Below are 26862 nucleotides of genomic sequence, written 5' to 3'. Positions count from 1 at the left end.
ACCGTGGTAAGGTGTTTATGAAATTGGAGAAACGATCAGTGGCAGGTCACAGCGCCAAGGTTCTCATCAGGCCGCCCTGGCGATGGGGCGCAAGGCAGGATTCAAAGCGGTCTTAGTACACCGGTGTCTTGGCAAAGCCTTTCGCCAGGATCGGACCCGTTGGAAGGTTTGTGGGAGAGCCCCCCAGAGGCTCGAAGGTGATCTCGTAGAGTTGGTCCGCGCGGGGGGGAGGAAGGCCGTCCACCGACAGGGTAAGAGAGCGCGCCGTTGACAGCAGGCCAAGGGACACCGGGCTGCCGTCATCCTGCGGCTTGGTCCAGACCTGCATCACGCGATCGTCCGGGACACGGGCGTTCTCCAACAATGTAATCAGGGTCTGGTTGCTCTGCGTGCCTTCGACCACGGCAATGGGCTGTCCTTGGTCGTCGAGCAGAACGGCAATGACTGTTGGGTCAACCGCTGTCACTAGTGACCAACCCAAAACGCTTGCAAGCATGAAAGTTGCAGCGATGCCGCTCAAAGCGGCCAATCGCCATGTCTTGAGCCTGTGTTGAAGAGGAGCAAACGCGATCACTTGTGCGGTGGCAGGAATTTCATCCGCGTGTGGCCCGGCTTCGGTCAAGGATGTTTCGACTCGTGCCCATAGGCCGTCAGGGAGGGGCAGTATATCGGCAGTTTCATCCAGAGCCAAAAATCGCTGGCGCGCGCGCTCTAGCATCGCGGCCACTTTGGCATCCGCCGCACAGAGCCCTTCGATCTCGAACAGCTCCGCCTCGCTGGCCAGACCAAGAACGACCTCGTCGATCCGTTCTGACAGGGAATGGTCGGTCATGACAGACACTCCCGCAGCATCAACAGACCGCGCCGCACCCAAGCCTTGACTGATCCGAGTGGCGCCCCCATGCGTCCGGCAATCTCGCCATGGCTGTAGCCAAGGATATAGGATGACAGAATGGCCATGCGTTTATGAGGGTCCAAGGATTCAAGACAGATGCGCAGATCATGCGTGCGCTCAAGACGATTGTAGGCGATCTCTAGAATTGCATCATCAGATGCTTCTTCAGCCTCTGCGGGATCAAGTGCGGTTTCCGGATGCGCGTTGCGCAAGAGCGTGAGACATCGGTTGCGCAAGATCGTATAGATCCAAGCCTTGGCTTGACCCCTCTCGGCATCGAACTGGTGCGCTTTCCGCCAGAGCAAGACGAAGCATTCCTGCACAGCGTCTTCGGCCAGATCCTGTCGTCGGAGCATCCGACGGGCAACGCCGAGCATTTGCCCACCTTCGGTCTCCATGATCTGTTTTAAGGCCGAGCGCTCGCCGGCGGCACAGGATTGGATCAACAGGGAGAGGTCTGTCACAGAAGGGCTCTTTTTCCATCTTAATGCTAGGAGTCGACTCCTTCTGTTCAGGGGTAAAGACTGGACACCTCCCGGTCAAACCAAGATCGGCGGTAACTGGGCACAAAACATCCGCCAAACTGGGGGATGATCTTACCGGGAGGTGCTTGCCGGCTCCACGTGCGGAGCCGACAATCCGGTTACATCGCCGTCATGAAGGTGATGTCGCGCACGGCGGCGCCGTCTGTTCCGGTCAGTTCCCAGCTTTCGGCAACAGACCCGGAGTCAAGCGAGACCGTGTGCAGCATGGAACCTGACACCAGCCACGCGGTATTCTTTCCCTCGGCATCGGTCGCGATATCGAAGGCATAGGGCGCCGCGCCGTCAATTCCGAGTTTGCCGATGGCAGCGAGCGTGCCGTCATTGGGTGATGTCTGTTGAATAAGGGCGACGATGGTGCTGTCGATGTCGTACATCGCCGTTGCTTCAGGCGTGCCATAGGAATTGCTGTAGGCCGCCGCGACGATGGCCGGGGCTTCGCCTGCGTGCATATCAGCGCTGTCAAAGGTCAGACTGCCGTCGACGGTAACAGCGCCGCTCTCGATATCGACACGGTGGTTGGTTGTGCCGGACATAAAGCGCAGCTTGTTGGCTTTGGGGTTGAAGTCCACGATCACGGCCGCATCGCCGCCAATCGGAAGCTCTTTGTCCATTTTGGAGATTACCGTGGTAGCGCCGGTTTCCGGGTCGATCTCGACAATCTCAAACCCGTCGGTGACGCCGATCAACTGACCTGTGGCTGGTCTCAGGTCAATTCCGAGCAGTCTGGAGACCCCCTCGACCGGCATGGAGGCTTTGACAGTCGCAGTGGCAACGTCGATCTTGTGCAGCATGTTATCGCCCGAAAGGGCAATTGCGGTCAGGCTGTGGTTGCCATGATTATCTGCGGTGGCCAACGATGTGCTCGTCAGCAGGGCAGTGGTCGCGAGTGCAAAAGTCAGTTTGGTCATAAGTCAGTCCTCGGATATCAGAAGCCGCAGCCTATCTGCAGCTTGGATACTTAGGAGACTCGGGCGAGAAGGTGTTTGGATGCAGGGGCGGTAAAAAAATTCAAACAGCCCGACTAAAGTGACGGGTCTGGCGCTGAAATTTACCCAAAAATATCGGTGTCAGGGGTTGGTGGCCAAGTTCGAGAAAGAGATCAACCGCTTACTGCTCTCGTCCCAGAGGTGCAGGCGTGTCGTTGCAAAGCTCTGACGAATCGTGAGTCGATGCGACTCAGCCAAGGCTGCATGGTCGCGCAGCACCTCAGGCAGGCGGTAGAACGGGATGCGGCTGTAGAGATGATGCACATGATGTATCCCGATATTGGCACTGAGCCATTGCAGGACCGACGGCAAAACGTAATGTGAACTGCCGTGCAGGGCCGCATCGTGCAGATCCCAATCGTCATCCTCCTCCCAATGCGTGTCTTCAAACTGGTGCTGCACGTAAAAGAGCCAAACGCCAGCAGTGGCAGCAAGGAGGGTCGTGGGCACGAAAATAAGCAGGATTGGCAGAAGCCCACCAAAATATAGGATGAGCCCAAGCAGTGCGAGGATCGCCGCATTGGTGCCCATCGCGCTGATCCAGTATCGCGACTGTGCCATGAGCCCCATGGGAAGGCGGTTCTGCACAAAGAAAAGGTAACCTGGCCCTAAGCCAAACATCACAATCGGATGTCGATAAAGCCGGTACATCAGACGTTTAAGTGGCGACAGAGCGCGGTATTCGCTCACGGTCAGGGTCGTGATATCGCCTATTCCCCGCCGCCCGAGATTGCCCGCCGAACTATGGTGGATCGAGTGGGCGCGCCGCCAGACATCGTAGGGTGTGAGAGTAAGCACACCTATGACACGACCGAGCCAATCGCTGAGGTTGCGGCTTTTGTAAAATGCACCATGGCCGCAATCGTGCTGGATCGCAAAGAGACGCAAGAGGAAGGCAGCGTTGACGAGCGACAGCGCAAGTGTCAGCCACAGGCTGACCGATAACGACCACCATGCAGCCGCCCAGAGCAGCAGGAACGGGCCAAGCGTGACCCCAAGTTCGAAGGTGCTACGCGTTGGGCTCGGGTCGCGATAGGTCGACAGAATACGAACCCAGTCGCGCGCATCTTTGAGAACCGGTGCGGGTGTTTCAGGAGCAGTGTCTTTGGGCATGCGTCAGCTTCTTGTTCTTGTGCGTGTTCTTGATAAACGAAAGCACGGCACGGGCAAGGATTAAGGCATGTTTTATACCAAAGCGGGCGAAGGTGCCGCAGGCGGTGAACTAAGGAGATCGAGATACTTATCGTCTGCGGCGTTTGGGTTCGAGGTCATTGGGGAGCGCGGTCTCGTAGGGCTGTGACAATAGCAGGAATTTGATGAAGGCACCATGAAGGGGCAAATCACGGCCTCAAAGAAGAAATCCAATCCCGTCATGTGTTGCCTTACGAGGCGTTGGCACCATTGCTTCTTGCATATTAGGACAAACTCAAACGCTGCGGATTTCGAGCAACGTTCAACTGGCACTTTAGCGACAGCCCTCTCAGGATCCCTTCGCGGGGGCCCAAGCATTCCACCATCATAGATCGCGGAACTGGGCCTCTTGGCGCGCTGTCCAGTGGACGGTCAAGTCAAAGCCATCGTCGGTCTGACGCTCCGACTCGACAAGCTCCTTTTCAAAGAGCCAAGCCCGTTTGCGTCCCTCGCCAAACTGAAGGTGTAACACCGTCTCATGGGTCACATCGGCCAGTTTGGCGCCGATGGCGGCAACGAGGTCGTTGATCCCCTGCCCTGTGATTGCAGAAATCGCGAGAACATCATCCTGCCTCTCGGCCTGAGTCACCGCTGCAGCGCGGGCCTCATCCTCGAGCTGGTCGATCTTGTTCCAAATCTCGATCTGTGGGGTCTTGTCGCTCACCCCAAGACTTTCGAGGATTGCTGCGACATCCCGCGATTGAGACACGGTTTCCGGATGTGAAATATCACGCACATGGCAGATAAGATCGGCAGAGAGGACCTCTTCGAGAGTTGCGCGAAAGGCCGCGACCAACTCAGTGGGCAGGTCACTGATAAAACCCACAGTGTCAGACAGGATCACTTCGGGACCACCCTCTGGCAGGGCAACTCTACGCATGGTCGGGTCGAGAGTCGCAAATAGCATATCCTTGGCCATAACATCCGCCCCTGTCAGACGGTTGAAAAGCGTGGATTTCCCCGCATTGGTGTAGCCAACGAGGGCCACAATCGGAAACGGCACCTTGGCACGGGCGGCGCGGTGAAGCGTGCGGGTCTTGGCCACCTTTTCCAACTGACGGCGCAGGCGCACAAGTTGATCGTCAATCGCACGACGATCCGCCTCGATCTGTGTCTCGCCGGGACCGCCGACAAAGCCAAGCCCGCCGCGCTGCCGCTCAAGGTGGGTCCAGGCCCGCACAAGGCGCGTGCGCTGATAACTGAGGGCTGCCATTTCAACTTGAAGCACGCCCTCCCGAGTGGCGGCACGGTCGCTGAAAATCTCGAGGATAAGGCCGGTACGATCAAGGAGCTTCACACCCCAAGCCTTTTCCAGATTACGTTGCTGAACGGGCGTCACCGGCCCATCGACCAGCACAAGCTCGACGTCGGCAGCCTCCATCGCTTGGTGAAGCTCCTCAAGCTTGCCCTTACCAAAGAGACGACCAGCATCGGGTTTGCGCAGGCGCACCACATCCGACCCGACCACGTCGATATCCGGCAAAGCCTGCGCCAAAGCCACGGCTTCTTCGAGTGCTAAAGCAGGCTCACGTGTGCGGCTTGCACCGGCTATCTCGGGGTGGATGACCCAGGCCCTTGTGATCGGGCGTGCATGGTCCATCAATTGGGTTCATCACCGTCATAGAGATTCACGGGCTGCGAGGGCATGATGGTTGACACCGCATGCTTGTAAACAAGCTGCGACTGACCGTCTCGGCGCAGCAGAATGCAGAAATTGTCAAACCAAGTGATCACACCCTGCAACTTGACCCCGTTGATCAGAAAGACGGTAACAGGAATTTTGGTCTTGCGTACCTGATTCAGAAAAGCGTCCTGCAAATTTTGTCGATCAGAAGCCATGCGTCTTCCTGCCTTTTTTATTGCGCGCACCGCGAACCGGCGCGAGGGGTCTTACATATGCAAAAGAGTATGTCTTGCCCTTGCGAGAGTTTCCAGCCCAAAAATAAAATCGTTCCAATCTGAAAGGTTGATAGGCACGGGGTGCTAGTCTCGCCAGATGGACGGATTGAGCAATGCAATAAGGGCCAAAGTCTCGAGTCGTCCCAATACCATCGCCATCGCATAGACCATCTTGGCCCCGGCGCTCAGCTCCAACAAGCGGATTGGCGCCTCACTCGCGGTGAGGATCAATGGTCCAGTCGTTGAGAGGCCCGATATGGTAAGAATCAGTGCGGATTCGAACCCTTGGCCAAAGAGCGTCAACAGCGCTGTGACAAAGGTAAGTGACATCGCAAATAGCATGAAGAAAACCCATGCAATATAGGCCCCCTGACGCCGGATACGTCGCCCGAGGCCGGTTGCCCGCCCGACCGAGGAGGGATGCACCAGACGCTCGGTTTCGCGTCGTGCATGCAGATAGAGCGCATAGACCCGCAGCAGTTTCACACCACCTGCCGTCGTCGCCACTCCACCGCCAATCAGGGACAATCCCAATAATATGAGTCCAGGGGTGCCCAAGCCTGACCAGTCGCGCGCCTCTTGCCAGTCCGCGCTCTCAAAGCCTGTGGTGGATAGAAACGACAGCACGGTAAAGAGCGCGCCCCAGAGTGCCCGTAGCGCCACACGCCAGTCTCCAGTTTCCTCTATGCCCAAGGTCGCAAGCCAATGACGCACAATCAGGATCAGGGGAACACCGATCACCAGCATGACGCCAAGCCGGAACTCTGGATCATTGATGACACCCGGCCGCGCGGCGGTAATCGTATCGGATGAGAAAGTAAGCCGGGACAGTGAAAAAAAGAGAAAGAGAAAAATAGCAAATTCACCAGCAAAGCCCGCAGCGCCATTCTGTAGGCCTCCAATTGAGGATATGCCGCTGGTCGCCATGGTTGACATCGCATGCACCGCTGCGACAAAGGCGCGCTCCCCACCAATCATCAGGATGATCCAGAGCGCAGCTGTCAGTCCGATATAGACCGGCGCCAATACGGCAGTGGATTGTGCCAATCGCTTGGCCGGGGCTGCTCGCTCAAACCGGCCAAGCACTGTCTCATCCTGCCCCGGTTCGCCGCGTGCTGTAACTTCGAAACCGCCAAGGCTGAGCGGTGCCAGAACCGCAGACGCTGAAATCCAGATCAAGAGCCCCCCGCTCCAGCCTACCAGTGCACGCCACAAATGCAGACTGTCCTTCAAACGCCCCGGCGCATCAAAGAGCGACGCGCCGGTGGTCGTGAAGCTGGATACCATTTCGAAATATGCATTGAGGAATGTGGTATTTCTGACCCCTTCGTAGAAGGGCAGCGCCAGAAAGACCGGCAGCAAGAGATAGGCTAGCAAGAGCGAAATCAGATTTTGCGTATCGTTCATCTTTTGATTGGTTCGGCCGGACAGAGCCAACCCCACGCTCATAACCAAAGCCAGTCCAAGAATACCGGAAAAGGCAAAGGCTCGCCCCACGCCGCTGTAGCCGCGCATCGCCGCGTCGATGGCAGGCAGAAACATAAGAAACGCCGCCACCCCAGCGAGGATCAGGATCAGGGGAAATGTCAGAAGCCGGGCGATCATGGGATCAAAAGAAGTCGATCGAGACCTGCAACAGCTGTTCAACCGCCGCCACATCTGCCGCCATTGCAAATATCACGATCACATCGCCCGCCTCCACCCGAAGGCCGCCTGCGGGCTTGTAGATCTTGCCGCCCTTGCGCACCGCTCCAACCAGCACGCCTTCGGGAAAGTCGATGTCGCGGATGGCCGCGCCCGCAATGGAAGAGGTCGACATCACTTCTGCCTCGATCACTTCGCCCTCGGCATCACCTATGGAATAGACTCCGCGTACCTTGCCGTGACGGATATGCCGCAGAATCGAGCTTACAGTCGTCGCACGCGGGTTAATATAGGCGTCGATGCCCAAAGGTTCGAGTAGCGGCACCATCGTCGGGTCATTGATCAACGCCACGGCAAATGGGCACCCTTCGGACTTGGCGCGCACGGCGGCCAGCATGTTGGTCTTGTCGTCATCAGTCACAACCAAAACCGCATCTGCGCGCGATATCCCCGCCTCGGCCAAGAGGGCGGCGTTGAGACCATCTCCGTTCAGAACAATCGTGCGCTCCAGCGCATCCGCCGCACGCTCTGCCTGAGGCCGGCTTTTCTCGATCACCTTGGCGCGGATACGACCGCCCTGTCTCGTCTCAAGCGCCTGCGCCACCGCAAGACCGATATTGCCGCCCCCGATAATGACCACCCGCTCCTGTTTCTTTTGCGATTTGCCGAACACCTCGAGTGTGCGTGGCACATCTTCCACCGGGGCAAAAAGATAGCACTCGTCCCCTTCAAAGAGCTGATCACCTGCTTCAGGCGCAAACAGTCGTCCCTCACGACGAACCGCCAGAACCACCACACGCAGAGTTGAGAAGAGATCGCTCAGCTGGCGCAACGGCGTATTGAGGACCGGACAGTCCTCTTCGAGCCTGATGCCCATGAGTTGCGCTTGCCCGCCCATGAACATTTCGGTGTCGAATGCAGCGGGTGCCGCGAGGCGTTGCAACGCGGCCTGCGCCACCTCTCGTTCGGGACTGATCACGACGTCGATCGGCATGTGATCGCGGCGGTAGAGATCGGAATAGATCGCATCGAGATAAGACTGACTGCGCAGTCGCGCAATCTTGCGACTGATGCCAAAGACCGAGTGTGCCACCTGACAGGTCACCATGTTGACCTCATCCGAATAGGTGGCCGCGATAATCATGTCCGCATCGCGCGCGCCTGCCCGCTCAAGCACATCGGGGTAAGAGGCAAAGCCCGTGATCCCCTGCACATCGAGCGTTTCGGTGGCGCGGCGCACAAGATCCGGGTTGTTGTCCACAACCGTAACATCGTTGCGCTCGCCCGAGAGATGCCGTGCGATCTGCCAGCCGACTTGGCCAGCCCCGCAGATGATGACCTTCATCGTCTTCGCCTCACCTTGACTGAGCCTGCTGCATGACAGATGGCCCCCGCCCGGTCAATTGCGTTCTGGTTCAGGCGCGCGCACCGGTTGCCGCATGATCGAGCCAATCGAGAATGCGCGCGAGGTCCGGGCTGAGCGCTTCTGCCAGCCCATCGGAAAAGGCCAACAGATGCGGCGCGTTCAGCCGATTTGCCCCAACCAGCACCGGCACGTCCCGGCTCAGTGCCTCGGCAATCAGATTGCGAAACCCGCGCCCCTCGGCCTCGTGCTTGCCGAATTTGTTGACGATGACCAGATCGCAGCCCTCCGCTAGCCGTGCCTCGGCTGCGGCGACCGCCAGCTCGAGCGCCGATGGGTCCAACCGACAGCCGCGCGCACCAGGTCCTAGACTTTGAGAGATGCGGATCACCGGTCCGTCCGGCAGCACCTCGACATCCATGTCGCAGGGTCGATCAGCACCGCAATTGGTGTTTACCTGTACCGTTCCGCACAAACGCAGGCCGCGCGCCTGCGCCGCTCGCGCCACGTCATGCAACAAAAGATCGGTTTCCCCCCGACCTTCTGCCATAACATAGCCGATCCGCATACCTCTGCCCTCTCTGGCTCAGACCGCCAGGCGACTGATGACCACCGTCACCTCTGGCCGCTTGCCGATCTCGGTCTGGGCGCTTTGCCGTGCGACACGGCGCAACCCCTCTTCGAGCTTGTCATCGTCAGTCAGTGTCTTGGCCCCTGCCCGCCCCATGAACTGCGCGAGATCCTCTTCCAGGACATCTACGAGGGGCGCGCGGCTACGCCCAGTCTCGGCAAGGCCCATGACCTCGACCCAAGGCTCACCCAAAGGCTCGTCTTCTTCATCGAGGATGACATTGATCATCACATGCCCGTTCAAGGCCATTCGGATACGGTCCCGGACCACGCCATCCATCGCCCCCACCTGCACAGACCCATCCAGATAGGTGCGACCGGTCTCGACATATTCAGCAATTTTGGGTGCTGTGCCACTGAGATCAATCATCATCCCATTGACTGCCAGAACACCCTTGAGCCGGTTGGCATTGGCCAGTTTGACGTGCTCGCGCAGGTGTCGATGTTCACCATGCATCGGAATGACCATCTGCGGTTTGATAAGCTTGTGCATCTCATCGAGGTCAGGGCGGTTGGCATGGCCCGAGACGTGATAGCGGTCATCGCCCTCGACCACATCGACACCCATTTCAGAAAATTGGTTGATGATGCGAATGACGCCGCGCTCGTTACCGGGAATGGTCTTGGATGAGAACAGGAACGTGTCACCATCCTTGAGGACGATGCCGTTGTATTTGCCATTGGCAAGTTGCGCACTGGCCGCACGCCGCTCGCCCTGACTGCCGGTGACAATCAACATCAGACTGTCGCGCGGTACGGAGCCCGCTTCTTCCGGACTGATCGTCTTGGGAAATCCCTTGAGCACGCCTGTGGCTTGCGCTGCCTCGATCATCCGCTGCATGGCACGTCCCATGAGACAGACAGAGCGTCCCGCCCGGACGCCAGCCTCGGCCAACGATTTGACGCGCGCAACATTGCTGGCAAATGTCGTGCAAACGAACATACCCTTGGAGGCCGCAACCAGATCCGTGATCGGTCCGCCCACTGTGCTCTCGGAGCGTCCTTCGTGATGGCTAAACACATTGGTAGAGTCACAAACAAGCGCCTTGACACCCGGCTCTGAGAGGCTGGCCCAGAGATCACGGTCAAACGGCTCTCCAACCACCGGATCGAGGTCGATCTTGAAGTCCCCGGTATGCACGATGCGCCCACCGGCGCTATCGATCACCAGACCGGAGCTTTCCGGGATAGAGTGCGAAAGCGGCACGAATCCAACCGTGAACGGTCCCGCTGCCACAGTTTCTGGCCAAGGGGAAACGGTCTTGACCGCCTTGTCAGGGTGGCCATGTTCTTCCATTTTGCGGCGCGCGATATTGGCGGTAAACGCGCGTGCGTACACCGGCGCGCCAAGACGCCCGTAATAATGCGCGACGGCGCCAACGTGATCCTCATGTGCATGAGTAATAAAGATCGCCTCAAGCTGCCCCTTACGCGCCTCAAGCCAACTGATATCTGGCAGGATCAGATCAACCCCGGGTGTCCCGTCCATATCCGGAAAAGTAACCCCCAAGTCGACAAGGATCAGTCGCTCCTTGCCCGGTTTACCATAGCCGTAGACATAGGCGTTCATACCAATTTCGCCCGCCCCTCCGAGGGGCAGGTAGATAAGTCGTTCGCTACTCATGGGGCGTCAGCCCTCCTTATTATATGCGTATATCACGGTCAGGCCGTGCATCGTCAGATTGTCCTCGAACATGTCGAACACGTCCGTACCTTGCTGGAAGAGAGGTGCCAGCCCACCCGTTGCGATCACCCTCATGGTGCGGCCACGCTCGGCCTTTATCCGTTCACATAGCCCATTGATCAGACCGACATAACCCCAGAATACGCCGGACTGCATGCAATCGACGGTATTCGTGCCAATCACGCGCTCTGGTTTGGTGACGTCGATATGGGGCAAGGCGGCGGCGGCTTCATGCAGTGCCTGCAACGACAGGTTGACCCCCGGCGCGATCACGCCGCCGATGTAGGCCCCATCGTTGTCGATCACGTCAAAGGTGGTCGCGGTGCCGAAATCCACCACGATCAGGTCGCCGCCATAGAGGTCGAATCCAGCCACCGTATTCACCAGTCGATCCGGTCCCACTTGGGTGCCCGCATCCACTCGCACATCGACGGGCAGGCGGCACTCGGGTTTGCCGACCACGATTGGGCGGCAATTGAAATAGCGATCCGAGAACACCCGGAGATTGAACACCACGCGCGGCACGGTGGACGAGATGATGACGCCGTTAATATCGGCCTTTATCCCGTAGTGGTGCAGTAAAGTCTTGAACCAGACGAAATACTGGTCGGCAGTGCGTTGATGATCCGTGGCGGTGCGCAGCGTGCAGAGAAATTTCTGTCCGTCCCAGATTGAAAACACCGTGTTGGTATTGCCGCAATCAATCGCCAAGAGCATGCGCCCGGCCCCTTTTCGTCAGAAAAACACTTCGGCGGCCGCGATCGTCTGCCGTCCCATTGCGGTCAATAGAACAAGATTGCCAGCCTCGTCCACCGTTTGAAACGTGCCCTCATAGACCTCGCGGGTCGTGCGGGCGGTAATCACTTCGCCTAGGCGCGCTGCCCGCGCCAACCAAGCGGTGCGTATGGGCGCAAATCCATAGGTGACGAACTGCGACTCAAGTCGCGCATAGGCGGGGGCGAGCAAGTCCAGGAACTCCTCAGGGTCAAGAACAATACCGGTCTCAGACAGGAGCGATACAGGCCGCAACGCGCCCTGCTCGACCTCGGACACGTCAGGGGCGCTGCACAGATTGACACCGATGCCGATGGCAAAATGGCTGAGGCTGCCCCCCGCCCCGGCGCTTTCCAGCAATATTCCCGCCAGTTTTCCCCCGTTTAGAAGCACGTCATTCGGCCACTTGAGAGCAAAGACCTCAGCCCGCCCGGTGGCAGCGACCAGTGCCTCAAAGAGCGCCAGAGACGCTACGAAAGACCGCAGCGCCACGCGGTCCGGACTCTCGGTCGGACGCATCACCAAAGTGGCGGAAAAATTGCCTGCCGGATTGGCCCATGCCCGGCCTCGCCGCCCACGCGCCGCTGTCTGCTGATGTGCCAATATCCATTCTGGCCCCGTCAGGTAGGGCGCGAGCCGCGCGGCTTCGGCATTGGTGCTATCTACCGTGGTCAACACCCTGCGACCATAACCCGAAGGCCAGCCAGATCCCTGATCCATCTTCACCTTGCTCCACCTACGAAGAACCGACGCGCGGTTTCAATCCCACCACGGACCATGATGCAGCCCGGTCCGACCCAGACGTTCAAATCCGTGATGGCCAAACATGTCACGCTGCGCCTGAATGATATTGGCGCTGCCGTGACCCAGGCGCATACTGTCATACCATGCGAGTCCCGCCGAAAGTGCTGGGACCGGATGCCCGCCATGCACCGCACTACAGACCACCTGCCGCAGCGAGGGGATGCAGCGAGAAAGGGTCTGCGCCATTTGCGGTGACAAGATCAACTCATCCTGCGGCAATCCCAGATCGAACGCCGCAGCAATATCATCGAGTAGGGCAGAGCGGATGATGCAGCCCGCCCGCCAGATACGAGCAATGGTGGCTGCATCAAGCGACCAGTGATACTCCTCTGACGCCGCTGAAAGTATGCGAAAACCTTGGGCATATGCGAGAATGCGCGCGGCGAGAAAAGCCTCGGCCAGCACTTCGGGCGTGCCATCAAAAGCTCCGACCGCCCCACCAAGAAGGGTCTCGGCCCGCTGCCGAGTGTCCTTTTCCGAAGACCAGCCCCGTGCGCCCACCGCGGCCTCGATCATGCTGGCGGACTGACCCATACGCAGCGCCTCGATCACGGTCCAGCGCCCAGTGCCCTTTTGCCCCGCCGCATCCTTGATCACGTCGACCATCGGATGCCCTGTTTCGGGATCGGTGTAGGTCAAAAGCTGGGCCGTGATCTCGACCAGATAGGATTTCAGCGGTCCACGATCCCAATCGGCAAAGAGCGCACCAATCTCGGCGGGGGGCATCGCGGACCCGTTGCGGAGCAGGCTGTATATTTCGGCGATCACTTGCATATCGGCATATTCAATACCGTTGTGCACGGTCTTGACGAAATGCCCCGCCCCGTCCGGCCCCAGATGCGCTACGCAAGGTGTGCCATCATATGTCGCGGCGATGGAAGTCAGAATTGGCTCTAGTTGCGCCCAACTATGGCGGCTCCCGCCCAGCATCATCGACGGGCCATGACGTGCGCCCGCCTCGCCGCCAGACACCCCCAAGCCCACGAAATGCAGATCGCGTTCAGTCAATTGCGCTGCACGACGGCGGGTGTCGTGAAAATCCGCATTGCCGCCGTCGATTACGGTGTCGCCGGGGCTAAGCAAAGGGGTAATCTCTTCCAGCATCGCGTCCATCGGCGCACCCGATGGGATCATGAAGAGGATGACGCGCGGTGTCCTGAGGGCTGCGACAAAATCCGTCAGCCGCTCCTTTGGGTGCAGCCGTGCTGAGAACGCAGATGCTTCTTCAACGAAAGGCGCGATCCAATCACTCTCACGATTGGTCACAGCCACATCAAAGCCGTGCTCGGCCATGTTGAGCGCCAAGGCGCTGCCCATTGTCCCAAGTCCGTAGATGCCGATCTGCGCCTGCGCCATTCGCCCCCCTGATACCGCTAACGCCACGATGTCAGGCTAAGCGGATTAGGGACGGTATTGCAAGCGGCTGCGTTTTCACACCCCAAGACACCAGCGCATGACAGCTTTCTGTGCATGAAGGCGATTCTCCGCCTCATCAAAGATTACGGAGGTCGGTCCATCCATCACATCAGACGTCACCTCTTCGCCACGATGAGCCGGCAGGCAGTGCATGAAAAGCGCATCGGGCTTCGCCGCTGCCATCAGTTTGTCATTGACCTGATAGGGCCGGAGCATGTTATGGCGGCGCTCCTTCATGGACTGGCTGTCATGCATACTGACCCAGGTGTCCGTGACGACAAGGTCGGCCCCGTCGACAGCCTTGAACGGATCGCGCTCAATCGTGATCGTGCTGCCTGCCTTGCGCGCAAGGCCGATGAACTCCGGCTCCGGGTCAAGCTGCATCGGGCCGGTAAACGTCAGGTCGAACCCGAATTGCCCAGCGGCGTGCAGCAAGGAGGCACAGACATTGTTGCCATCGCCGGACCAAACGACCTTTTTGCCTTGGATCGGGCCGCGGTGTTCCTCGTAGGTCAGGATATCAGCCATGATCTGGCAGGGATGGGTGCGGTCCGTGAGGCCGTTGATCACCGGCACATCGGCATGCTCCGCCATTTCAAGAAGAACGGATTCATCAAAGGTCCGGATCATGATCAAATCGACATATCGACTCATGACACGCGCGGTGTCGGCAATGGTTTCCCCATGCCCCAATTGCATATCGGCCCCCGAAAGCACCAAAGTCTGCCCACCCATCTGCCGGACGCCCACATCAAACGAAACGCGGGTCCGGGTTGAAGGTTTTTCGAAGATGAGCGCCACCATGCGCCCGGCCAGCGGTTGCTCGTCATCCGGCGTGCCGCGCGGGCGGTCAGCGCGGGCCTCTTTCATGCTGCGGGCCTGATCAATCATAGCCCGGAGGTCAGCTTTAGATGTTTTGTGGATATCTAGAAAATGGGTCATGGACGTATCGCTTTTTGATGGGAGGTTGTTTGGGGGCCAGCCCCCAAACCCCCGGAGTATTTTGGGAACGAAGAAATCACGCGCATTCCAAGGTCGTTGCGACCGCATCAAGGCGCGCCACGGCTTCGGCTATTTCATCATCGGTGATGGTGAGCGGAGGCAATAGGCGCAGGACATTGTCGGCAGCAGGCACCGTGGCAATGAGCGCAGCATATCCTGCTTGAACCACATCCGTATTCAGCACCCGGCATTTGAGACCCAGCATGAGCCCCATGCCCCGCACCGCCTCGAATATAGTTGGATGGGCTGCCACCAGACCTTCAAGTCTCTGTCGCATCAGACCCGCCTTGCGGTTCACCTCTGCCAGAAATTCAGAATTTGCCACATGCTCCATTACAGCGCAGCCAACGGCGCATCCCAAAGGATTGCCGCCATAGGTGGACCCATGCGTGCCCGCAGTCATACCGGAGGCCGCGTGTTCCGTTGCCAACACCGCACCCAAAGGGAAACCTCCGCCGATGCCTTTGGCAACCATCATGATATCAGGCGTGACGCCGGCCCATTCATGTGCAAAGAGCCGCCCCGTTCGCCCCATACCGCACTGCACCTCGTCAAGTATGAGCAGGATTCCCGTCTCGTCGCAGAGCGCACGCAGGCCCTTGAGGCATTGATCTGGCAACGGGCGGATGCCGCCCTCACCCTGCACGGGCTCGATTAGTATTGCGGCCGTATTCTCATCAATGGCCGCATGCAGAGCATCGTGATCGCCCCAAGCGACATGCTTGAAACCGGGCAATAGCGGTCCAAAACCCTTTGTCATTTTCTCCGAGCCTGCCGCGGCGATTCCCGCCGCAGAGCGCCCATGAAACGAACCCTCAAAGGCGATGATATCTGTGCGCTCAGGCTGGCCCGCGTCATAGAATTGTTTGCGCGCCATCTTGACCGCCAATTCGCACGCCTCAGTCCCGGAATTGGTGAAGAACACCGTGTCGGCGAACGTGGCCGCAACCAGCCGGTCCGCCAGTTCCTGTTGCTTGGGGATCTGGTAGAGGTTCGAGGTATGCCAAAGTGCGCCCGCTTGTTCTGTCAGCGCCGCCACAAGTGCTGGATGGGCATGCCCCATGGCATTGACAGCAATACCCGCGCCCAGATCGAGAAACCGTCGCCCGTCAGCTTCGATCAACCAGGTTCCCTCGCCCTTGACGAAAGAAAGCGGTGCGCGATTATAGGTTGGCAGGATCGAAGGGATCATGGCTATATCCTTGTCAAAGAGGCCCTTTGAGTGCCGCAAGGGCGAGGCCAAGTCAATCATTTGGGACCATTCGGGGATTTGGCACGCAGACGCGCCGGGACCACAAGACGAAAGGACGTCAGGCGCAGAAGCGTCGGCGTCGGGTCTGGGCATATGTTGCGTGCGTGATCATTGGTCGTGATCTAGCCGGTCTTTTGGCTCAAGGGAAGCGGAATATTGAGAGATGGTCCCTGTTCCATTGCCACACGCACAGCCCCCAGTCGCGGATGCAGCCGCCGCGCCAGATGCCAGCACCCCATGAGGCCAACACCCGATACCACAAAGATTCCCGGCAATGGGGCGATGAGCAGCACCAGCCAGGCCGCCCCTGGCGTGAGAATGCCCGACACGTCGCGGAAACTTGCGTAGATGGCCGACATCTCGGTGCGCTCTGATGGTTTTACCGCCATCAGAAATGGCAATCCCGCCGAGACATCCAGCAACACCAAGAAAACAGATGCGCAGGCGAGGCAGGCCACTGTAACCCAGGGCAAGCCGCTCAGCGCCGCGCCAAAGACAAATAGCAGCCCCGACATCAAAAATCCTGCCCGAACAGCATGGCGGATAGACCGACGCTGCATCCAGCGCAGCATCAGCGGCGTCAGAAACAGCATGCCATTCGAGACAGAGAGCAGCATACCGCCGAGATCTTCGCCCAATCCCTGCTCAAGCGCGAAGATCGGCAAATAGACCACATAGGCCCACCACCCGCAGGAGCGGATTACGGCAAAAATCCAGCCGGCCACCAATCGGGGCTGTGCAAAAAACCTTGGCATCCAGGCAAGCGGATTGGGAGCCGGACGGCGTGCGCGGGTGATCAGGCGTCCATTCCCGAGCCGCATATAGAGAAAGAGCACCATCATCGTGAGCGCGGCCACCCCGGCAATCATAAAGGGCAACGGTCGCCAGACACCCAGAAGTGTAACGCCGAGCCATGGCCCCACCGTCCAGCCCAGCGCACTGTAGAACATGCGCGACGTCTCGCATCGACCGAGCTCAGTCTTGGCGATGAAATCGAGGACATAGGCATTAAAGCAGACAAAGACGGTGACCGTCGCGGCGGTGATAAGAGCCAGCGCGCCGATCATGCCCAATGCACCGCCCTGTGCCCCCAAGGTTGCGCCCCCCGCAAACATCGCACAGCCCATAACGTAGATCCAGCGACGCGGCATGAAGCGTGAAACGAACGGCACCATAAGCCCGGTGACAAGCGACAAGATACCCACAAGGAAATAGACCTCGGACACGAGTGCCGCGTCCCGGAGGGCGCGGTACATCTCGAGCGGCATAACGGATATCAGGATGCCACGCGCCATCGCCTCAGTGCCTGCCAGCGTGGCGAAACCTCGAACGGAGGGCGCGGGTGCATGGCGGAGCCATTCAGGAATGCGGCGTTGGTGCATCGTGTCGTTCCAATTTTTCGTAAGACTGACCACGGATATCGAGGGCGTGATTGGCAAACGACGACATCCTGTCGTTTTTGGAATGAGAGCCGCAAATTTTATTGGACCGTGTCGGCTGCTTCGAGCTTGCAGCGCATTGAGCGGCGCGGCAAAGCTGTCGCGATGTTCCATCCGCGCGCACAAGATCCTGCCCTTGCGGCCTTGCTTACCCTTCTGGCCGCCGCTTTGCTCGCGGGCACAACGCTTTTGGCCAAGGCGATAGGGACCGGGGCGCTCGGCACACCGCTGCCTGCGCTGCAGATCAGCCATGGAAGATTTCTTTTTGCGTTCCTCGTGATTGGCACGATGATTGGGGTGAAGCGGCCGCGCATGACCCGTCCTGACTTTGCCACCCACACCAAGCGATCAAGCCTTGGCTGGGCGGGGGTCACGTTAATGTTCGCCGCAGCGGCTTTCATTCCTCTCTCGGATGCAACCGCGATCAGCTTTCTCAACCCGGTGTTTGGCATGATGCTGGCAATCCCGCTTTTGGGCGAGCGCGTGGGTCCGGTTCGATGGGCGGCGGCGGGCACTGCCTTGATTGGTGCGGCAATTCTGATGCGTCCGGGTAGCGGGATCGTCGAATTTGGCGCGATACTGGCACTTGGGGCCGCGCTCTGCCTTGGGGCGGAACTGATCTTTATCAAACGCCTGTCGGGACGCGAGGGGCCGTGGCAGATTTTGCTCGTCAACAATGCCATTGGTCTCACAATCGCCAGCCTTGCCGTTGTCTGGGTCTGGCAGGCTCCCAATGCGGCACAATGGGCGGCGCTTGCGGCGATTGGTGTCCTGATGGCAGCGGCTCAGACCTGTTTTGTCAATGCCATGGCACGGGGGGATGCGAGCTATGTGGCCCCGTTCTTTTACACCGCGCTCATCTTTGCCGGGATCTATGACGGGGTGGTGTTCGGTGTCTGGCCTGACACCGTGTCCCTACTTGGTGCGGCTGTGATCGTCTGCGGCGCGGCCCTCCTTCTGTGGCGCGAGGGACGACGACGGGTTCCGCCTGGCTCGGTTTCAGGCGGATGACGTAACGCCACGTTTGACAAGTTCATAAATTCTTTGGCTAAACTTGTGACGAGGGAGGATACCATGCCGTTGAGCATCCTGTTGCCGATGGTTGTGCTTGGAATAGCGGGCATTGCGGTGCTTTTGCATGTGCTTGGTCTTTCGCGCAGAGCAATCCTAGCCGACGAGAGCGCCGCAAGCAGGGCATGGCTGCGCGAATTTTCCGGACATAGACCCACCCGCGTCATCCTATGCCAAAACCGCTTGGCCGCATTGGTCAAAACCGAGCAAGGCTACGGCGTCGTTTGGCCGATGGGTGCGGATACGACGGCTCGTTATCTGACCCAAGCACACATCACCACCGACGCAAAGGGCCTGCGCATCAACCTACCCGATTTCACAGCCCCGCGCATAGGCCTGTCTCTGGACCCTGACGAAGCGGCTCGCTGGCTCGAAACCCTGAAGGAACCAGCATGACGGACATGATAAGCTTTCCCGATGTGGTGAACTGGGCCGTACCGTTTTTCATCGCCGCGATTCTCGCAGAACTTCTCTGGATCACCTTCAAAGGGCGTGGCGGGCGATACGAGACACGCGACGCGTTGACCTCGCTTGTCATGGGTGCCGGCAATGTGGCCTCTGGTATTCTGTTCGGCTTCATCGCCTATGGGCTTTTCATGCTGCTCTGGCGGATCACACCGTTTGATCTGGGGACCTCTCTTTGGATCGTTGCGCTCTGCTTTGTGCTGGACGATCTGAGCTATTACTGGGTGCATCGCTTTGGTCACCGCGTTCGTTGGGTTTGGGCGAGCCATGTCAATCACCATTCTTCGCAGCATTACAATCTGACCACCGCGTTGCGTCAAACCTGGACCGGAATATTCACCTTTATGATGATCCTGCGTGCGCCGTTGATCCTGTTGGGGTTTCACCCCGCGATGGTTCTATTCGTAGGTGGTATGAACCTGATCTATCAATTCTGGATTCACACTGAAACGATTGGACGCCTTCCGCGCTGGTTCGAGGCTGTAATGAACACGCCCTCGCACCACCGCGTGCATCACGGGCGAAACCCTCGCTATCTTGATTGCAACTACGCCGGTGTCTTCATCATCTGGGACAAGCTATTTGGCACATTCGTGCCTGAAATGGACGAAGACAAGGTTGATTACGGGCTCGTCCACAACCTCGGCACTTTCAATCCTCTTCGCGTTGCCTTTCATGAGTGGGTCGGGATTTTCCGCGACGTGTTGCAGCCGGGTCTTTCTTGGCGAGAGCGGGCAAAATACTGTCTGATGCCGCCGGGCTGGAGCCATGACAACAGCCGCGGCACATCCGAGGTGATCAAGGCACGGTATGTCTCCCAGCATCCCGAGCTCGCTGGCACGCCAGGATTGCCACACAATCCCATTGGGCAAGCTGAGCAAATTAACGCCGCCCACAAAAATGTTATTTGACCGATCATTCCAAACAAAGTCATGTGGTCGAAGGCACATTGCGCCATCACTCAAGAACAGGTGCCGCTCCGCAGACTGTCGTGGGACGGACCACGAGCACCCGGCATCTTGGGCAAGGGCCCATTACTCACCCTTGTCCAAGGTGTCGGGGAAGTTCTAACGTTGTGACTATTGAGTGGCCGGTTTAATCCCTAATCATGCCGACATAGACGGATCAACCATGCCTTGGGAAAAGTCCTATGATGAAGCTGAAGTGCTCGAGTCTGCCATGCTCGCCTTTTGGACACAGGGCTATCAGGGTACCTCTATCGCTGATCTGGTATTGGCCACGGGTCTCAACCGTGGCAGTCTTTACGCCGGGTTTGGCAATAAGCGTGACCTCTTCCTGAGGGCCCTGAAACATTACGATCAGAGCTACAGGGTCGGGTTTCTCATGAAACTCCGACAGGACCGAGCACCGCGTGACGCAATTCTTGCAACATTCGACGCCATTGCCAGAGGTAATGACACGATGCCGGGAGGCTGCCTGATGGTGAATTCAGCCATGGAACTCGCCCCCCATGATGATGAAATCGCCGTCTTGATCGAAGACAGCATGGGGCAGGTCGAAGCCTTCTTTGTTGACTGCCTAGCTCAGGACAATCTCGAAAATCGGACCGAGGCTCAAATCACGGAAACCGCCAAAGTCCTGCAAGGGCTCATGGTGGGCCTTTTGGTCATGACCCGTGCCAATCGCGAAAGCCCCTCGATCGGCGCAATCCTCGCACAGGTGCGCAACCTCTTGGCCTGATCCGCCTACCAGCGCCCCGTCAAACTGCGTGCCAGCAAGCTGAGCTGCGCACGGGCGGGTGCCACACCAAGCCGCCCCTCGGCCACCGCGCGCGGATCACGTATCACACGCCCCAGAACCGGCCCCGCCAGCCAGAGCGGCAAGAGCGCCGCCCCTGCCGCGCGTGACACCTGCCGGCGTGCAGCCCGCGCACGGCGCAGCCGCGCCAACCCGTCCTTGGCCAAGGCCCGTACGGCCTCGGGGCGACCATCCACCAAGGGCTTGCGCCCCGCCGCCTCCAGCGCCGGAATGGCGCGAAACCAATTGGCAAGGCCAAGGGCATAGCCCGCATCGCGCAGCACCTCCGGCGCCGCCGGACCAAGCGCAAGCGCCGCCGCCTGCAAGAGATTGCCCGATGTGGTCTCAATATAGTGGGCAAAGGCAGCGGCATCCTCGAAAGGCTCGCGCGTAATGTCCCATCGCCGCGCCTCGACCAGATCCGTCAGCAGCGCGGCCCCGGACGCATCCAGCACATGCGCCAAAGGCGTCACCACCTCATGCCGCCGCACAAGGCCACCGGCCGCGATTTCCTCCAGCGCATCGGCCCACCATTGCAGCCGCATCTCAGCGATCATCGGCTCTTGCGTGACCCAAGGCGCGCGCGCCACCTCGATATTGAAGGCATAGACCGGAAAGAGCACTGCGCGTGCCGCAACAGGTGCCGCCATCGCTGCCAGAAACCGCTCAGGATCGGCTCGGCGTACCAAATCGGCACAGGCAGTTAGATCCGCGTCAAAACTTTGGCTCACGCCGCCCCCTGCCCGTGCAAGAGCTTCCAGTTGATCGCATCCAGCAGCGCCTCGAAACTGGCGTCCACGATATTGGGGCTGACCCCCACCGTGGACCAGCGCCGCCCCTGCCCGTCCTCACTGTCGATGATGACGCGCGTCGCGGCCTCGGTGCCACCTTGGGTGATGCGCACTTTGAAATCAACCAGCCGCATATCGTCGATCTGGCCCTGATAACGGCCCAGATCCTTGGCCAGTGCCTTGGCCAGCGCATTGACCGGCCCGCGGTCACAGCCGTGATCGTCCATCGACTCGGACACCGACAGCTTCTTGTCACCGTCCACCTTGACCACGACCACCGCCTCCGAGAGGCTGACCATGCGGTCATACTTGTTCTTGCGCCGCTCTACCGTCACCTTGTAGCGCTTGACCTCAAAGAAGTTGGGCATCTGACCCAGCTCCTTGCGCGCGAGGATTTCGAAACTCGCCTGCGCGCTGTCATAGGTATAGCCCTCTTCTTCGCGCGCCTTGATCGTTTCCAGCAGCCGCGCCAGCGCCGGATCACCCGGCTCCACCACAATCCCCGCCTCGCTCAGACGCTGGCGCAGGTTCGATTGGCCTGCCTGATTGGACATCGGAATAATGCGCGCATTGCCAACGGCGGCAGGGTCGACATGCTCATAGGTCGAAGGGTCCTTGAGGATGGCACTGGCATGCAGCCCCGCCTTATGAGCAAAGGCCGAGGCCCCCACATAGGCCGCCTGCCGCAGCGGCACGCGATTGAGGATCTCGTCCAACTGGCGGCTTATGGCAGTCAGGCCACGCAACCCGTCAAGCGTAACGCCTGTCTCATAGCCGCTGGCATAGGGTTCCTTGAGCAGCAGCGTCGGAATGAGCGTGGTCAGATTGGCATTGCCGCAACGCTCGCCCAAACCATTGAGCGTGCCCTGCACTTGCCGCACGCCTGCGTCTACCGCCGCCAGGCTGCCCGCAACCGCATTGCCGGTGTCGTCATGGGTGTGAATGCCAAGCCGCGCGCCGGGAATACCCGCCGCTATCACCTCGGTCACGATACGCCCGATTTCAGGCGGCAGCGTGCCGCCGTTCGTATCGCAGAGCACGACCCACCGCGCGCCCGCGTCCATCGCAGCGCGCAGGCAACTCAGCGCATAGGCGGGATTGGCCTGATAGCCGTCAAAGAAATGCTCGGCATCGAACAACGCCTCGCGCCCCTCGGCGACGACATGCGCGATGGAGCGGGCGATATTGTCGGTGTTTTCCGCAAGGCTGAGCCCGAGGGCGGTTGTGACGTGGAAATCATGGGTCTTGCCCACGAGGCAGACCGCTTTGGTCCCGGCGTTCAGCACCGCCGCCAAGACCTCGTCATTCTCAGCTGAGCGCCCGGCGCGTTTGGTCATGCCAAAGGCGGTCATCGTCGCGCGCGTGGCGGGGGCATCCGCGAAAAAGGCATTGTCCGTCGGGTTCGCCCCCGGCCAGCCGCCTTCGATGTAATCGACCCCCAGCCGGTCAAGCGCATGGGCGATCTGGGTTTTTTCCTGCGTAGAAAAACTCACGCCTTGCGTCTGCTGCCCGTCGCGCAGGGTTGTGTCGTAGAGATAGAGGCGGTCGCCGGTCATTTAGCACCCCCGCGCGGAATCAAGGCACCGCAGGTGCCGCCGCGCAGCGCCCGACCGCCCCCCCGGGCGGGCGCTTTCGCAACGTCGCAATCCTCACAATCGTTCAGGTATTTTACACCATAAACTGCTCCCCACATCTGTTGCAGCGCCCCCCCGGCGGTCGGGCACTGCGCGGCTTGCAGATGGTGTGCGAAAAAGCGCGTCACTTCAACGCCTCCAGCTTGGATGAGTCGAAGTCCCACCCCAAATCATATTCCACGCCGTCCTTACTAATCTTCAGTTCAATTCCAGAATCGACCAATGCCGCTTTAATCGCGTCCGCAGTCCTCCAGTCCTTTAAAGCTCTTGCGTCCTGCATGCGCACGATCAAAGCCTCAATCTTTTCTTTTTTCTCCTGTAAGTGTTCCGCATAAAGATGCTCAACATCTTTCCAATTGGATGAAATACCCAACAAGTCCAACGTCACCAATAGACGAGAAGCATCATCGCTCGACTCCAAATTATCAGCGTGCTCCTGCAGGCGCTTGATAGCCAAATGCGTGTTTAAATCATCGCACAAAGCTGCAACGACGTCGTCAAAGGGCTCATGATAGCGCTCGGCTCCATCCGACCACCTCTCACTGCCCTCAGCAATTTGCCTTAATTTTCGTAGCGTCTTCTCCGCATCCCGCGCCTTCTCCGCCGTCCAGTCCATCGGCTTCCGGTAATGTGTCGAGAGGAACACGAACCGGATCACCTCTCCCGGTATGCCCTGATCCAGCAAATCCCGCACCGTAAAGAAATTGCCCAAAGACTTGGACATTTTCTTGCCCTCGACCTGCAACATCTCGTTATGCAGCCAGTAGCGCGCGAATTCCCCCTCGGGATGCGCACAGCAGCTTTGGGCGATCTCGTTCTCGTGGTGCGGGAACATCAGGTCATTGCCGCCGCCGTGAATGTCGAAACTCTCGCCCAAGAGCTCATGCGCCATGGCCGAGCATTCGATATGCCAGCCGGGCCGTCCGCGCCCCCACGGGCTGTCCCACCCCGGCAAATCATCGCTCGACGGTTTCCACAGCACAAAATCCATCGGGTTGCGCTTATACGGTGCTACCTCGACCCGCGCGCCTGCGATCATGTCATCGACCGACCGCCCCGACAGTTTGCCATAGTGCTCGCGCCAGCTATCCACAGCAAAGAGCACATGGCCTTCCGCCTCATAGGCATGGCCCTTGGCGATCAGCCCTTCGATCATCGCCACCATCTGCGGGATATATTGCGTCGCGCGCGGCATCGCCTTTTGGTGGTCCGGATCATTTCGAATGGAGGGTTCCAGCGCCCCCAAGGCCGCCATATCGTCCAGAAACCATTGCGTCGTTTCCGCTGTGATCTCGGAAATCGAACGCCCGCTCTCGGCGGCGCGGGCGTTGATCTTGTCGTCCACATCGGTGAAGTTGCGCACATAGGTCACGTGCTCCGGCCCGTAGACATGGCGCAGCAAACGATAGAGCACGTCGAACACCACGACGGGGCGCGCATTGCCAAGATGCGCCCGGTCGTAGACCGTGGGCCCACAGACATACATCCGCACGTTATCTTTATCGAGAGGCTCGAAAACCTCTTTCCGCCGGGTCTTGGTGTTGTGCAGTTTCATCGTGGTCATTTTGTCCTCGCGCGCGGTCCCGCGGCGGGCTTAGCAACTTCGTGATCACTTGGAAACACAAGACCGGCCCGCCTGAGAAAACTCAGGTGATATTGCAGCAGATAATGCAAGGTGCGGTGCTCATCATGCTGTCCTAGCCCCCGCCGCAGCACCCGTCAAGCACGACGATAGGGGGCGCATTTGCGACACGGGTCGGAAATGGGACAGACAGCAGATGCAGAATCAGATGGTCTGGGTGTGTTCTGAAGGAGAGCCTCATGCACCCACGCAGCAAGATCGCACTTGTTGTCCGCACCATCGGTGCGGAACGGGGCAGAGCGGCGCGCGGGCGCCCTGTGTTCATCTGAGATAAGCACAGCCAACGCGTTCTTCTTTAACAGGAATTCTGAGATATGACCGAAACAATCACGCGCCGCGCAGGTGGCCGCGCGGCCCGCCGTGAGGCCCGCTCCAACCCCCTCGCCGCTAATCTGCGCCCCGTCCATCCGGGACAAGAGGGCGGCACCTATTGTCCCCTGAGCCAAGCGCAGATGGGCCGCATTCATCACGCCGTTCTGAACGCGCTCGAACAGATCGGCCTCGCCGATGCGCCGCCGTCTGGGGTGGCCTATTTGACGGGTGCGGGGGCTATTCTCGGGTCGGATGGACGCATTCGGTTCCCGAGGGCGCTGATTGAGGACACGATTGCACGCGCAAACCGGTCGATGACGCTGTTTGGTCGCGATCCCAAACATGACATGCTCTTGCAAGGCAATCGGGTGCATTATGGCACGGCGGGCGCGGCGGTGCATCTGGTTGATGTGCATAATCGCACATATCGCGAGTGCACAGTGCAGGACCTGCACGATGCCGCCCACATCGCTGATCAGCTCGACAACATCCATTTCGTGCAGCGTCCCATGGTGTGCCGAGATATTGTCGACAACCGCGAGATGGATCTGAACACGCTCTATGCCTGCTGTGCGGGGACCACGAAACACGTAGGTGTGTCCTTTACTGAGCCGGGTTTTGTGGCCGATGCAATGCAGATGCTTCACCTCATTGCGGGCGGTGAAGACAAATGGCGCGAGCGACCTTTTGTCAGCAATTCCAATTGCTTCGTCGTTCCACCGATGAAGTTCGCCACCGAGTCTTGCCTTGTGATGGAGGAATGTATTCGCGGCGGAATGCCCGTTCTACTGCTCTCGGCAGGCCAGGCTGGGGCCACCGCACCCGCCCCCATAGCTGGAGCCATCGTGCAGGCGACGGCGGAATGTCTGGCCGGACTGGTCTATGTCAACGCGATCAAACCGGGCTTTCCGGCGATCTTTGGCACCTGGCCATTTGTCAGTGATCTGCGCACCGGAGCCATGTCGGGCGGATCGGGTGAGCAGGCGCTTTTGACCGCTGGCTGTGCGCAAATGCACAAGTATTATGGGTTGCCGGGGGGGGCGGCGGGGGGGATTGCGGATGCGAAACTGCCGGATATGCAGGCTGGTTGGGAGCAGGCGACGTCGAATGTCATGGCCGGGCTTTCGGGGCTCAACATGGTCTATGAGGCGGCGGGAATGCATGCCTCTCTGTTGGGGTTTTGCCTTGAATCACTGATACTTGGCGACGATCTCATTGGTCAAGCTCTCAGGTGCACGCGAGGGATTGAGGTGGATGAGGACACGCTGAGCCTTGAGGTGATCCGCGCCACCTGTATTGGCGGTCCCGGTCATTTTCTTGGGGCAGAACAAACACTTAGCAGGATGCAGACGGATTATCTCTATCCCTGCCTCGCCAACCGATCCTCGCCCAAGGAATGGGATGAGTTGGGGAAACCTGATTTGATCGCAAAAGCCACTGAAAAGAAAGAGAAAATTCTGTCAGAGCGCGCGTCGGCGCGGTTTGATCCAGTGACAGACGCGGAGATCAGGGAGCGGTTCAAAATTCACCTTCCTGCGTGAGCTTTGCACCATAACCGTCGGATTAAAAATACTTAAAAGTAAATCTCAAACTTCCCGCATCTACCCGCGCCTGCTTGGCGCGGGTAGATTGAGCCGTTTGAGGCTGACCGTACGGATGTGCGGT

24 protein-coding genes are annotated in these 26862 nt (G+C 59.1%); 5 read left to right on the top strand and 19 right to left on the bottom strand.

The features are described 5' to 3' along the window. Positions 1–112 precede the first annotated feature (112 nt). The 16 genes from VR71_RS09380 to VR71_RS09305 form a co-directional block, all read right to left on the bottom strand. The gene (locus tag VR71_RS09380) at positions 113–832 is read right to left on the bottom strand and encodes an anti-sigma factor (RefSeq protein ID WP_045683234.1); all 720 of its coding nucleotides are present in this window, start codon (positions 830–832) and stop codon (positions 113–115) included. Beyond that, complete coding sequence (locus VR71_RS09375) at positions 829–1359, bottom strand: sigma-70 family RNA polymerase sigma factor (protein WP_045683232.1); 531 nt, start codon at positions 1357–1359, stop codon at positions 829–831. Before VR71_RS09375 ends, VR71_RS09380 begins: the two co-directional genes overlap by 4 nt. 179 nt (positions 1360–1538) lie before the next feature. Beyond that, on the bottom strand, positions 1539–2348 hold the full coding sequence (locus tag VR71_RS09370; RefSeq protein WP_045683230.1) for a DUF4394 domain-containing protein: 810 nt from the start codon (positions 2346–2348) through the stop codon (positions 1539–1541). Between the two features lie 159 nt (positions 2349–2507). Continuing rightward, a complete protein-coding gene (locus tag VR71_RS09365) occupies positions 2508–3539 on the bottom strand; it encodes a fatty acid desaturase (RefSeq protein ID WP_009819057.1) in 1032 nt (343 codons plus the stop codon). A 403-nt stretch (positions 3540–3942) separates the two neighbouring features. Continuing rightward, positions 3943–5217, bottom strand: a complete 1275-nt coding sequence (gene hflX, locus VR71_RS09360) for a GTPase HflX (protein ID WP_009819058.1) — start codon at positions 5215–5217, stop codon at positions 3943–3945. Beyond that, positions 5217–5456: an RNA chaperone Hfq gene (gene hfq, locus VR71_RS09355; protein WP_009819059.1), complete on the bottom strand. Its 240-nt coding sequence runs from the start codon at positions 5454–5456 to the stop codon at positions 5217–5219. The genes hflX and hfq overlap by 1 nt, the downstream gene beginning before the upstream one ends. 144 nt (positions 5457–5600) lie before the next feature. Then, complete coding sequence (locus VR71_RS09350) at positions 5601–7121, bottom strand: TrkH family potassium uptake protein (RefSeq protein WP_009819060.1); 1521 nt, start codon at positions 7119–7121, stop codon at positions 5601–5603. A 4-nt stretch (positions 7122–7125) separates the two neighbouring features. Then, positions 7126–8505 carry a Trk system potassium transporter TrkA gene (gene trkA, locus VR71_RS09345; RefSeq protein ID WP_009819061.1) on the bottom strand — a complete coding sequence of 460 codons (1380 nt, stop codon included), beginning with the start codon at positions 8503–8505 and terminating at the stop codon, positions 7126–7128. 70 nt (positions 8506–8575) lie between these two features. After that, positions 8576–9091: a DUF2478 domain-containing protein gene (locus tag VR71_RS09340; RefSeq protein ID WP_009819062.1), complete on the bottom strand. Its 516-nt coding sequence runs from the start codon at positions 9089–9091 to the stop codon at positions 8576–8578. An 18-nt stretch (positions 9092–9109) separates the two neighbouring features. Beyond that, positions 9110–10777, bottom strand: a complete 1668-nt coding sequence (locus VR71_RS09335) for a ribonuclease J (RefSeq protein ID WP_045683225.1) — start codon at positions 10775–10777, stop codon at positions 9110–9112. Between the two features lie 6 nt (positions 10778–10783). Beyond that, positions 10784–11554, bottom strand: a complete 771-nt coding sequence (locus tag VR71_RS09330; protein ID WP_009819064.1) for a type III pantothenate kinase — start codon at positions 11552–11554, stop codon at positions 10784–10786. Between the two features lie 18 nt (positions 11555–11572). Beyond that, positions 11573–12331 (bottom strand): biotin--[acetyl-CoA-carboxylase] ligase, encoded by a 759-nt coding sequence (locus VR71_RS09325; RefSeq protein WP_045683223.1) that lies wholly within the window; start codon positions 12329–12331, stop codon positions 11573–11575. A 39-nt stretch (positions 12332–12370) separates the two neighbouring features. Next, complete coding sequence (gndA, locus tag VR71_RS09320; protein ID WP_045683221.1) at positions 12371–13771, bottom strand: NADP-dependent phosphogluconate dehydrogenase; 1401 nt, start codon at positions 13769–13771, stop codon at positions 12371–12373. 75 nt (positions 13772–13846) lie between these two features. After that, positions 13847–14773 (bottom strand): ornithine carbamoyltransferase, encoded by a 927-nt coding sequence (gene argF, locus VR71_RS09315; RefSeq protein ID WP_040650704.1) that lies wholly within the window; start codon positions 14771–14773, stop codon positions 13847–13849. 76 nt (positions 14774–14849) lie between these two features. Further along, positions 14850–16025 carry an aspartate aminotransferase family protein gene (locus VR71_RS09310; protein ID WP_040651648.1) on the bottom strand — a complete coding sequence of 392 codons (1176 nt, stop codon included), beginning with the start codon at positions 16023–16025 and terminating at the stop codon, positions 14850–14852. Between the two features lie 182 nt (positions 16026–16207). Beyond that, positions 16208–17467: an MFS transporter gene (locus VR71_RS09305; RefSeq protein ID WP_009819069.1), complete on the bottom strand. Its 1260-nt coding sequence runs from the start codon at positions 17465–17467 to the stop codon at positions 16208–16210. A gap of 162 nt (positions 17468–17629) precedes the next feature. Here VR71_RS09305 and VR71_RS09300 point away from each other — a divergent pair, with 162 nt between their 5' ends. The 4 genes from VR71_RS09300 (at position 17630) to VR71_RS24830 (ending at position 20761) form a co-directional block, all read left to right on the top strand. Next, positions 17630–18535: a DMT family transporter gene (locus VR71_RS09300; protein ID WP_045683218.1), complete on the top strand. Its 906-nt coding sequence runs from the start codon at positions 17630–17632 to the stop codon at positions 18533–18535. Between the two features lie 63 nt (positions 18536–18598). Beyond that, positions 18599–18991, top strand: a complete 393-nt coding sequence (locus VR71_RS09295; protein WP_045683215.1) for a hypothetical protein — start codon at positions 18599–18601, stop codon at positions 18989–18991. Beyond that, positions 18988–19971 (top strand): sterol desaturase family protein, encoded by a 984-nt coding sequence (locus tag VR71_RS09290; protein ID WP_045683213.1) that lies wholly within the window; start codon positions 18988–18990, stop codon positions 19969–19971. The genes VR71_RS09295 and VR71_RS09290 overlap by 4 nt, the downstream gene beginning before the upstream one ends. A gap of 220 nt (positions 19972–20191) precedes the next feature. Beyond that, positions 20192–20761 (top strand): TetR/AcrR family transcriptional regulator, encoded by a 570-nt coding sequence (locus VR71_RS24830; RefSeq protein WP_296430131.1) that lies wholly within the window; start codon positions 20192–20194, stop codon positions 20759–20761. A 5-nt stretch (positions 20762–20766) separates the two neighbouring features. Here VR71_RS24830 and VR71_RS09280 read toward each other — a convergent pair whose 3' ends face one another. From VR71_RS09280 to cysS, 3 genes are all read right to left on the bottom strand, one after another. Further along, the gene (locus tag VR71_RS09280; protein WP_045683211.1) at positions 20767–21549 is read right to left on the bottom strand and encodes a squalene/phytoene synthase family protein; all 783 of its coding nucleotides are present in this window, start codon (positions 21547–21549) and stop codon (positions 20767–20769) included. Next, positions 21546–23165 (bottom strand): citramalate synthase, encoded by a 1620-nt coding sequence (gene cimA / locus VR71_RS09275; protein ID WP_045683209.1) that lies wholly within the window; start codon positions 23163–23165, stop codon positions 21546–21548. Before cimA ends, VR71_RS09280 begins: the two co-directional genes overlap by 4 nt. Positions 23166–23367: 202 nt before the next feature. Continuing rightward, the gene (cysS, locus tag VR71_RS09270; protein WP_045683207.1) at positions 23368–24807 is read right to left on the bottom strand and encodes a cysteine--tRNA ligase; all 1440 of its coding nucleotides are present in this window, start codon (positions 24805–24807) and stop codon (positions 23368–23370) included. A 392-nt stretch (positions 24808–25199) separates the two neighbouring features. Here cysS and VR71_RS09265 point away from each other — a divergent pair, with 392 nt between their 5' ends. Further along, a complete protein-coding gene (locus tag VR71_RS09265; protein WP_045683204.1) occupies positions 25200–26738 on the top strand; it encodes a trimethylamine methyltransferase family protein in 1539 nt (512 codons plus the stop codon). The last annotated feature ends 124 nt before the right edge of the window (positions 26739–26862 follow it).

The sequence above is a fragment of the Roseovarius sp. BRH_c41 genome (assembly GCF_000961715.1).
In the GTDB taxonomy this organism is placed as follows: domain Bacteria; phylum Pseudomonadota; class Alphaproteobacteria; order Rhodobacterales; family Rhodobacteraceae; genus Roseovarius.
The sequence above is the reverse complement of the archived record's forward strand: the minus strand, read 5'-3'. Positions and strand labels throughout refer to the sequence as shown.

Coding starts and splice junctions, on each gene's coding strand:
- VR71_RS09310 (WP_040651648.1), bottom strand. CDS start 16,025: ATGATCCCTTCGATCCTGCCAACCTATAATCGCGCACCGCTTTCTTTC.
- VR71_RS09330 (WP_009819064.1), bottom strand. CDS start 11,554: ATGCTCTTGGCGATTGATTGCGGCAATACCAACACGGTGTTTTCAATC.
- VR71_RS09340 (WP_009819062.1), bottom strand. CDS start 9,091: ATGCGGATCGGCTATGTTATGGCAGAAGGTCGGGGGGAAACCGATCTT.
- VR71_RS09290 (WP_045683213.1), top strand. CDS start 18,988: ATGACGGACATGATAAGCTTTCCCGATGTGGTGAACTGGGCCGTACCG.
- VR71_RS09350 (WP_009819060.1), bottom strand. CDS start 7,121: ATGATCGCCCGGCTTCTGACATTTCCCCTGATCCTGATCCTCGCTGGG.
- VR71_RS09325 (WP_045683223.1), bottom strand. CDS start 12,331: ATGGATCAGGGATCTGGCTGGCCTTCGGGTTATGGTCGCAGGGTGTTG.
- argF (WP_040650704.1), bottom strand. CDS start 14,773: ATGACCCATTTTCTAGATATCCACAAAACATCTAAAGCTGACCTCCGG.
- VR71_RS09265 (WP_045683204.1), top strand. CDS start 25,200: ATGACCGAAACAATCACGCGCCGCGCAGGTGGCCGCGCGGCCCGCCGT.
- VR71_RS09365 (WP_009819057.1), bottom strand. CDS start 3,539: ATGCCCAAAGACACTGCTCCTGAAACACCCGCACCGGTTCTCAAAGAT.
- gndA (WP_045683221.1), bottom strand. CDS start 13,771: ATGGCGCAGGCGCAGATCGGCATCTACGGACTTGGGACAATGGGCAGC.
- VR71_RS09295 (WP_045683215.1), top strand. CDS start 18,599: ATGCCGTTGAGCATCCTGTTGCCGATGGTTGTGCTTGGAATAGCGGGC.
- VR71_RS09380 (WP_045683234.1), bottom strand. CDS start 832: ATGACCGACCATTCCCTGTCAGAACGGATCGACGAGGTCGTTCTTGGT.
- VR71_RS09370 (WP_045683230.1), bottom strand. CDS start 2,348: ATGACCAAACTGACTTTTGCACTCGCGACCACTGCCCTGCTGACGAGC.
- hflX (WP_009819058.1), bottom strand. CDS start 5,217: ATGGACCATGCACGCCCGATCACAAGGGCCTGGGTCATCCACCCCGAG.
- VR71_RS09335 (WP_045683225.1), bottom strand. CDS start 10,777: ATGAGTAGCGAACGACTTATCTACCTGCCCCTCGGAGGGGCGGGCGAA.
- cimA (WP_045683209.1), bottom strand. CDS start 23,165: ATGACCGGCGACCGCCTCTATCTCTACGACACAACCCTGCGCGACGGG.
- trkA (WP_009819061.1), bottom strand. CDS start 8,505: ATGAAGGTCATCATCTGCGGGGCTGGCCAAGTCGGCTGGCAGATCGCA.
- VR71_RS09305 (WP_009819069.1), bottom strand. CDS start 17,467: ATGCACCAACGCCGCATTCCTGAATGGCTCCGCCATGCACCCGCGCCC.
- hfq (WP_009819059.1), bottom strand. CDS start 5,456: ATGGCTTCTGATCGACAAAATTTGCAGGACGCTTTTCTGAATCAGGTA.
- VR71_RS24830 (WP_296430131.1), top strand. CDS start 20,192: ATGCCTTGGGAAAAGTCCTATGATGAAGCTGAAGTGCTCGAGTCTGCC.
- VR71_RS09300 (WP_045683218.1), top strand. CDS start 17,630: ATGTTCCATCCGCGCGCACAAGATCCTGCCCTTGCGGCCTTGCTTACC.
- cysS (WP_045683207.1), bottom strand. CDS start 24,807: ATGACCACGATGAAACTGCACAACACCAAGACCCGGCGGAAAGAGGTT.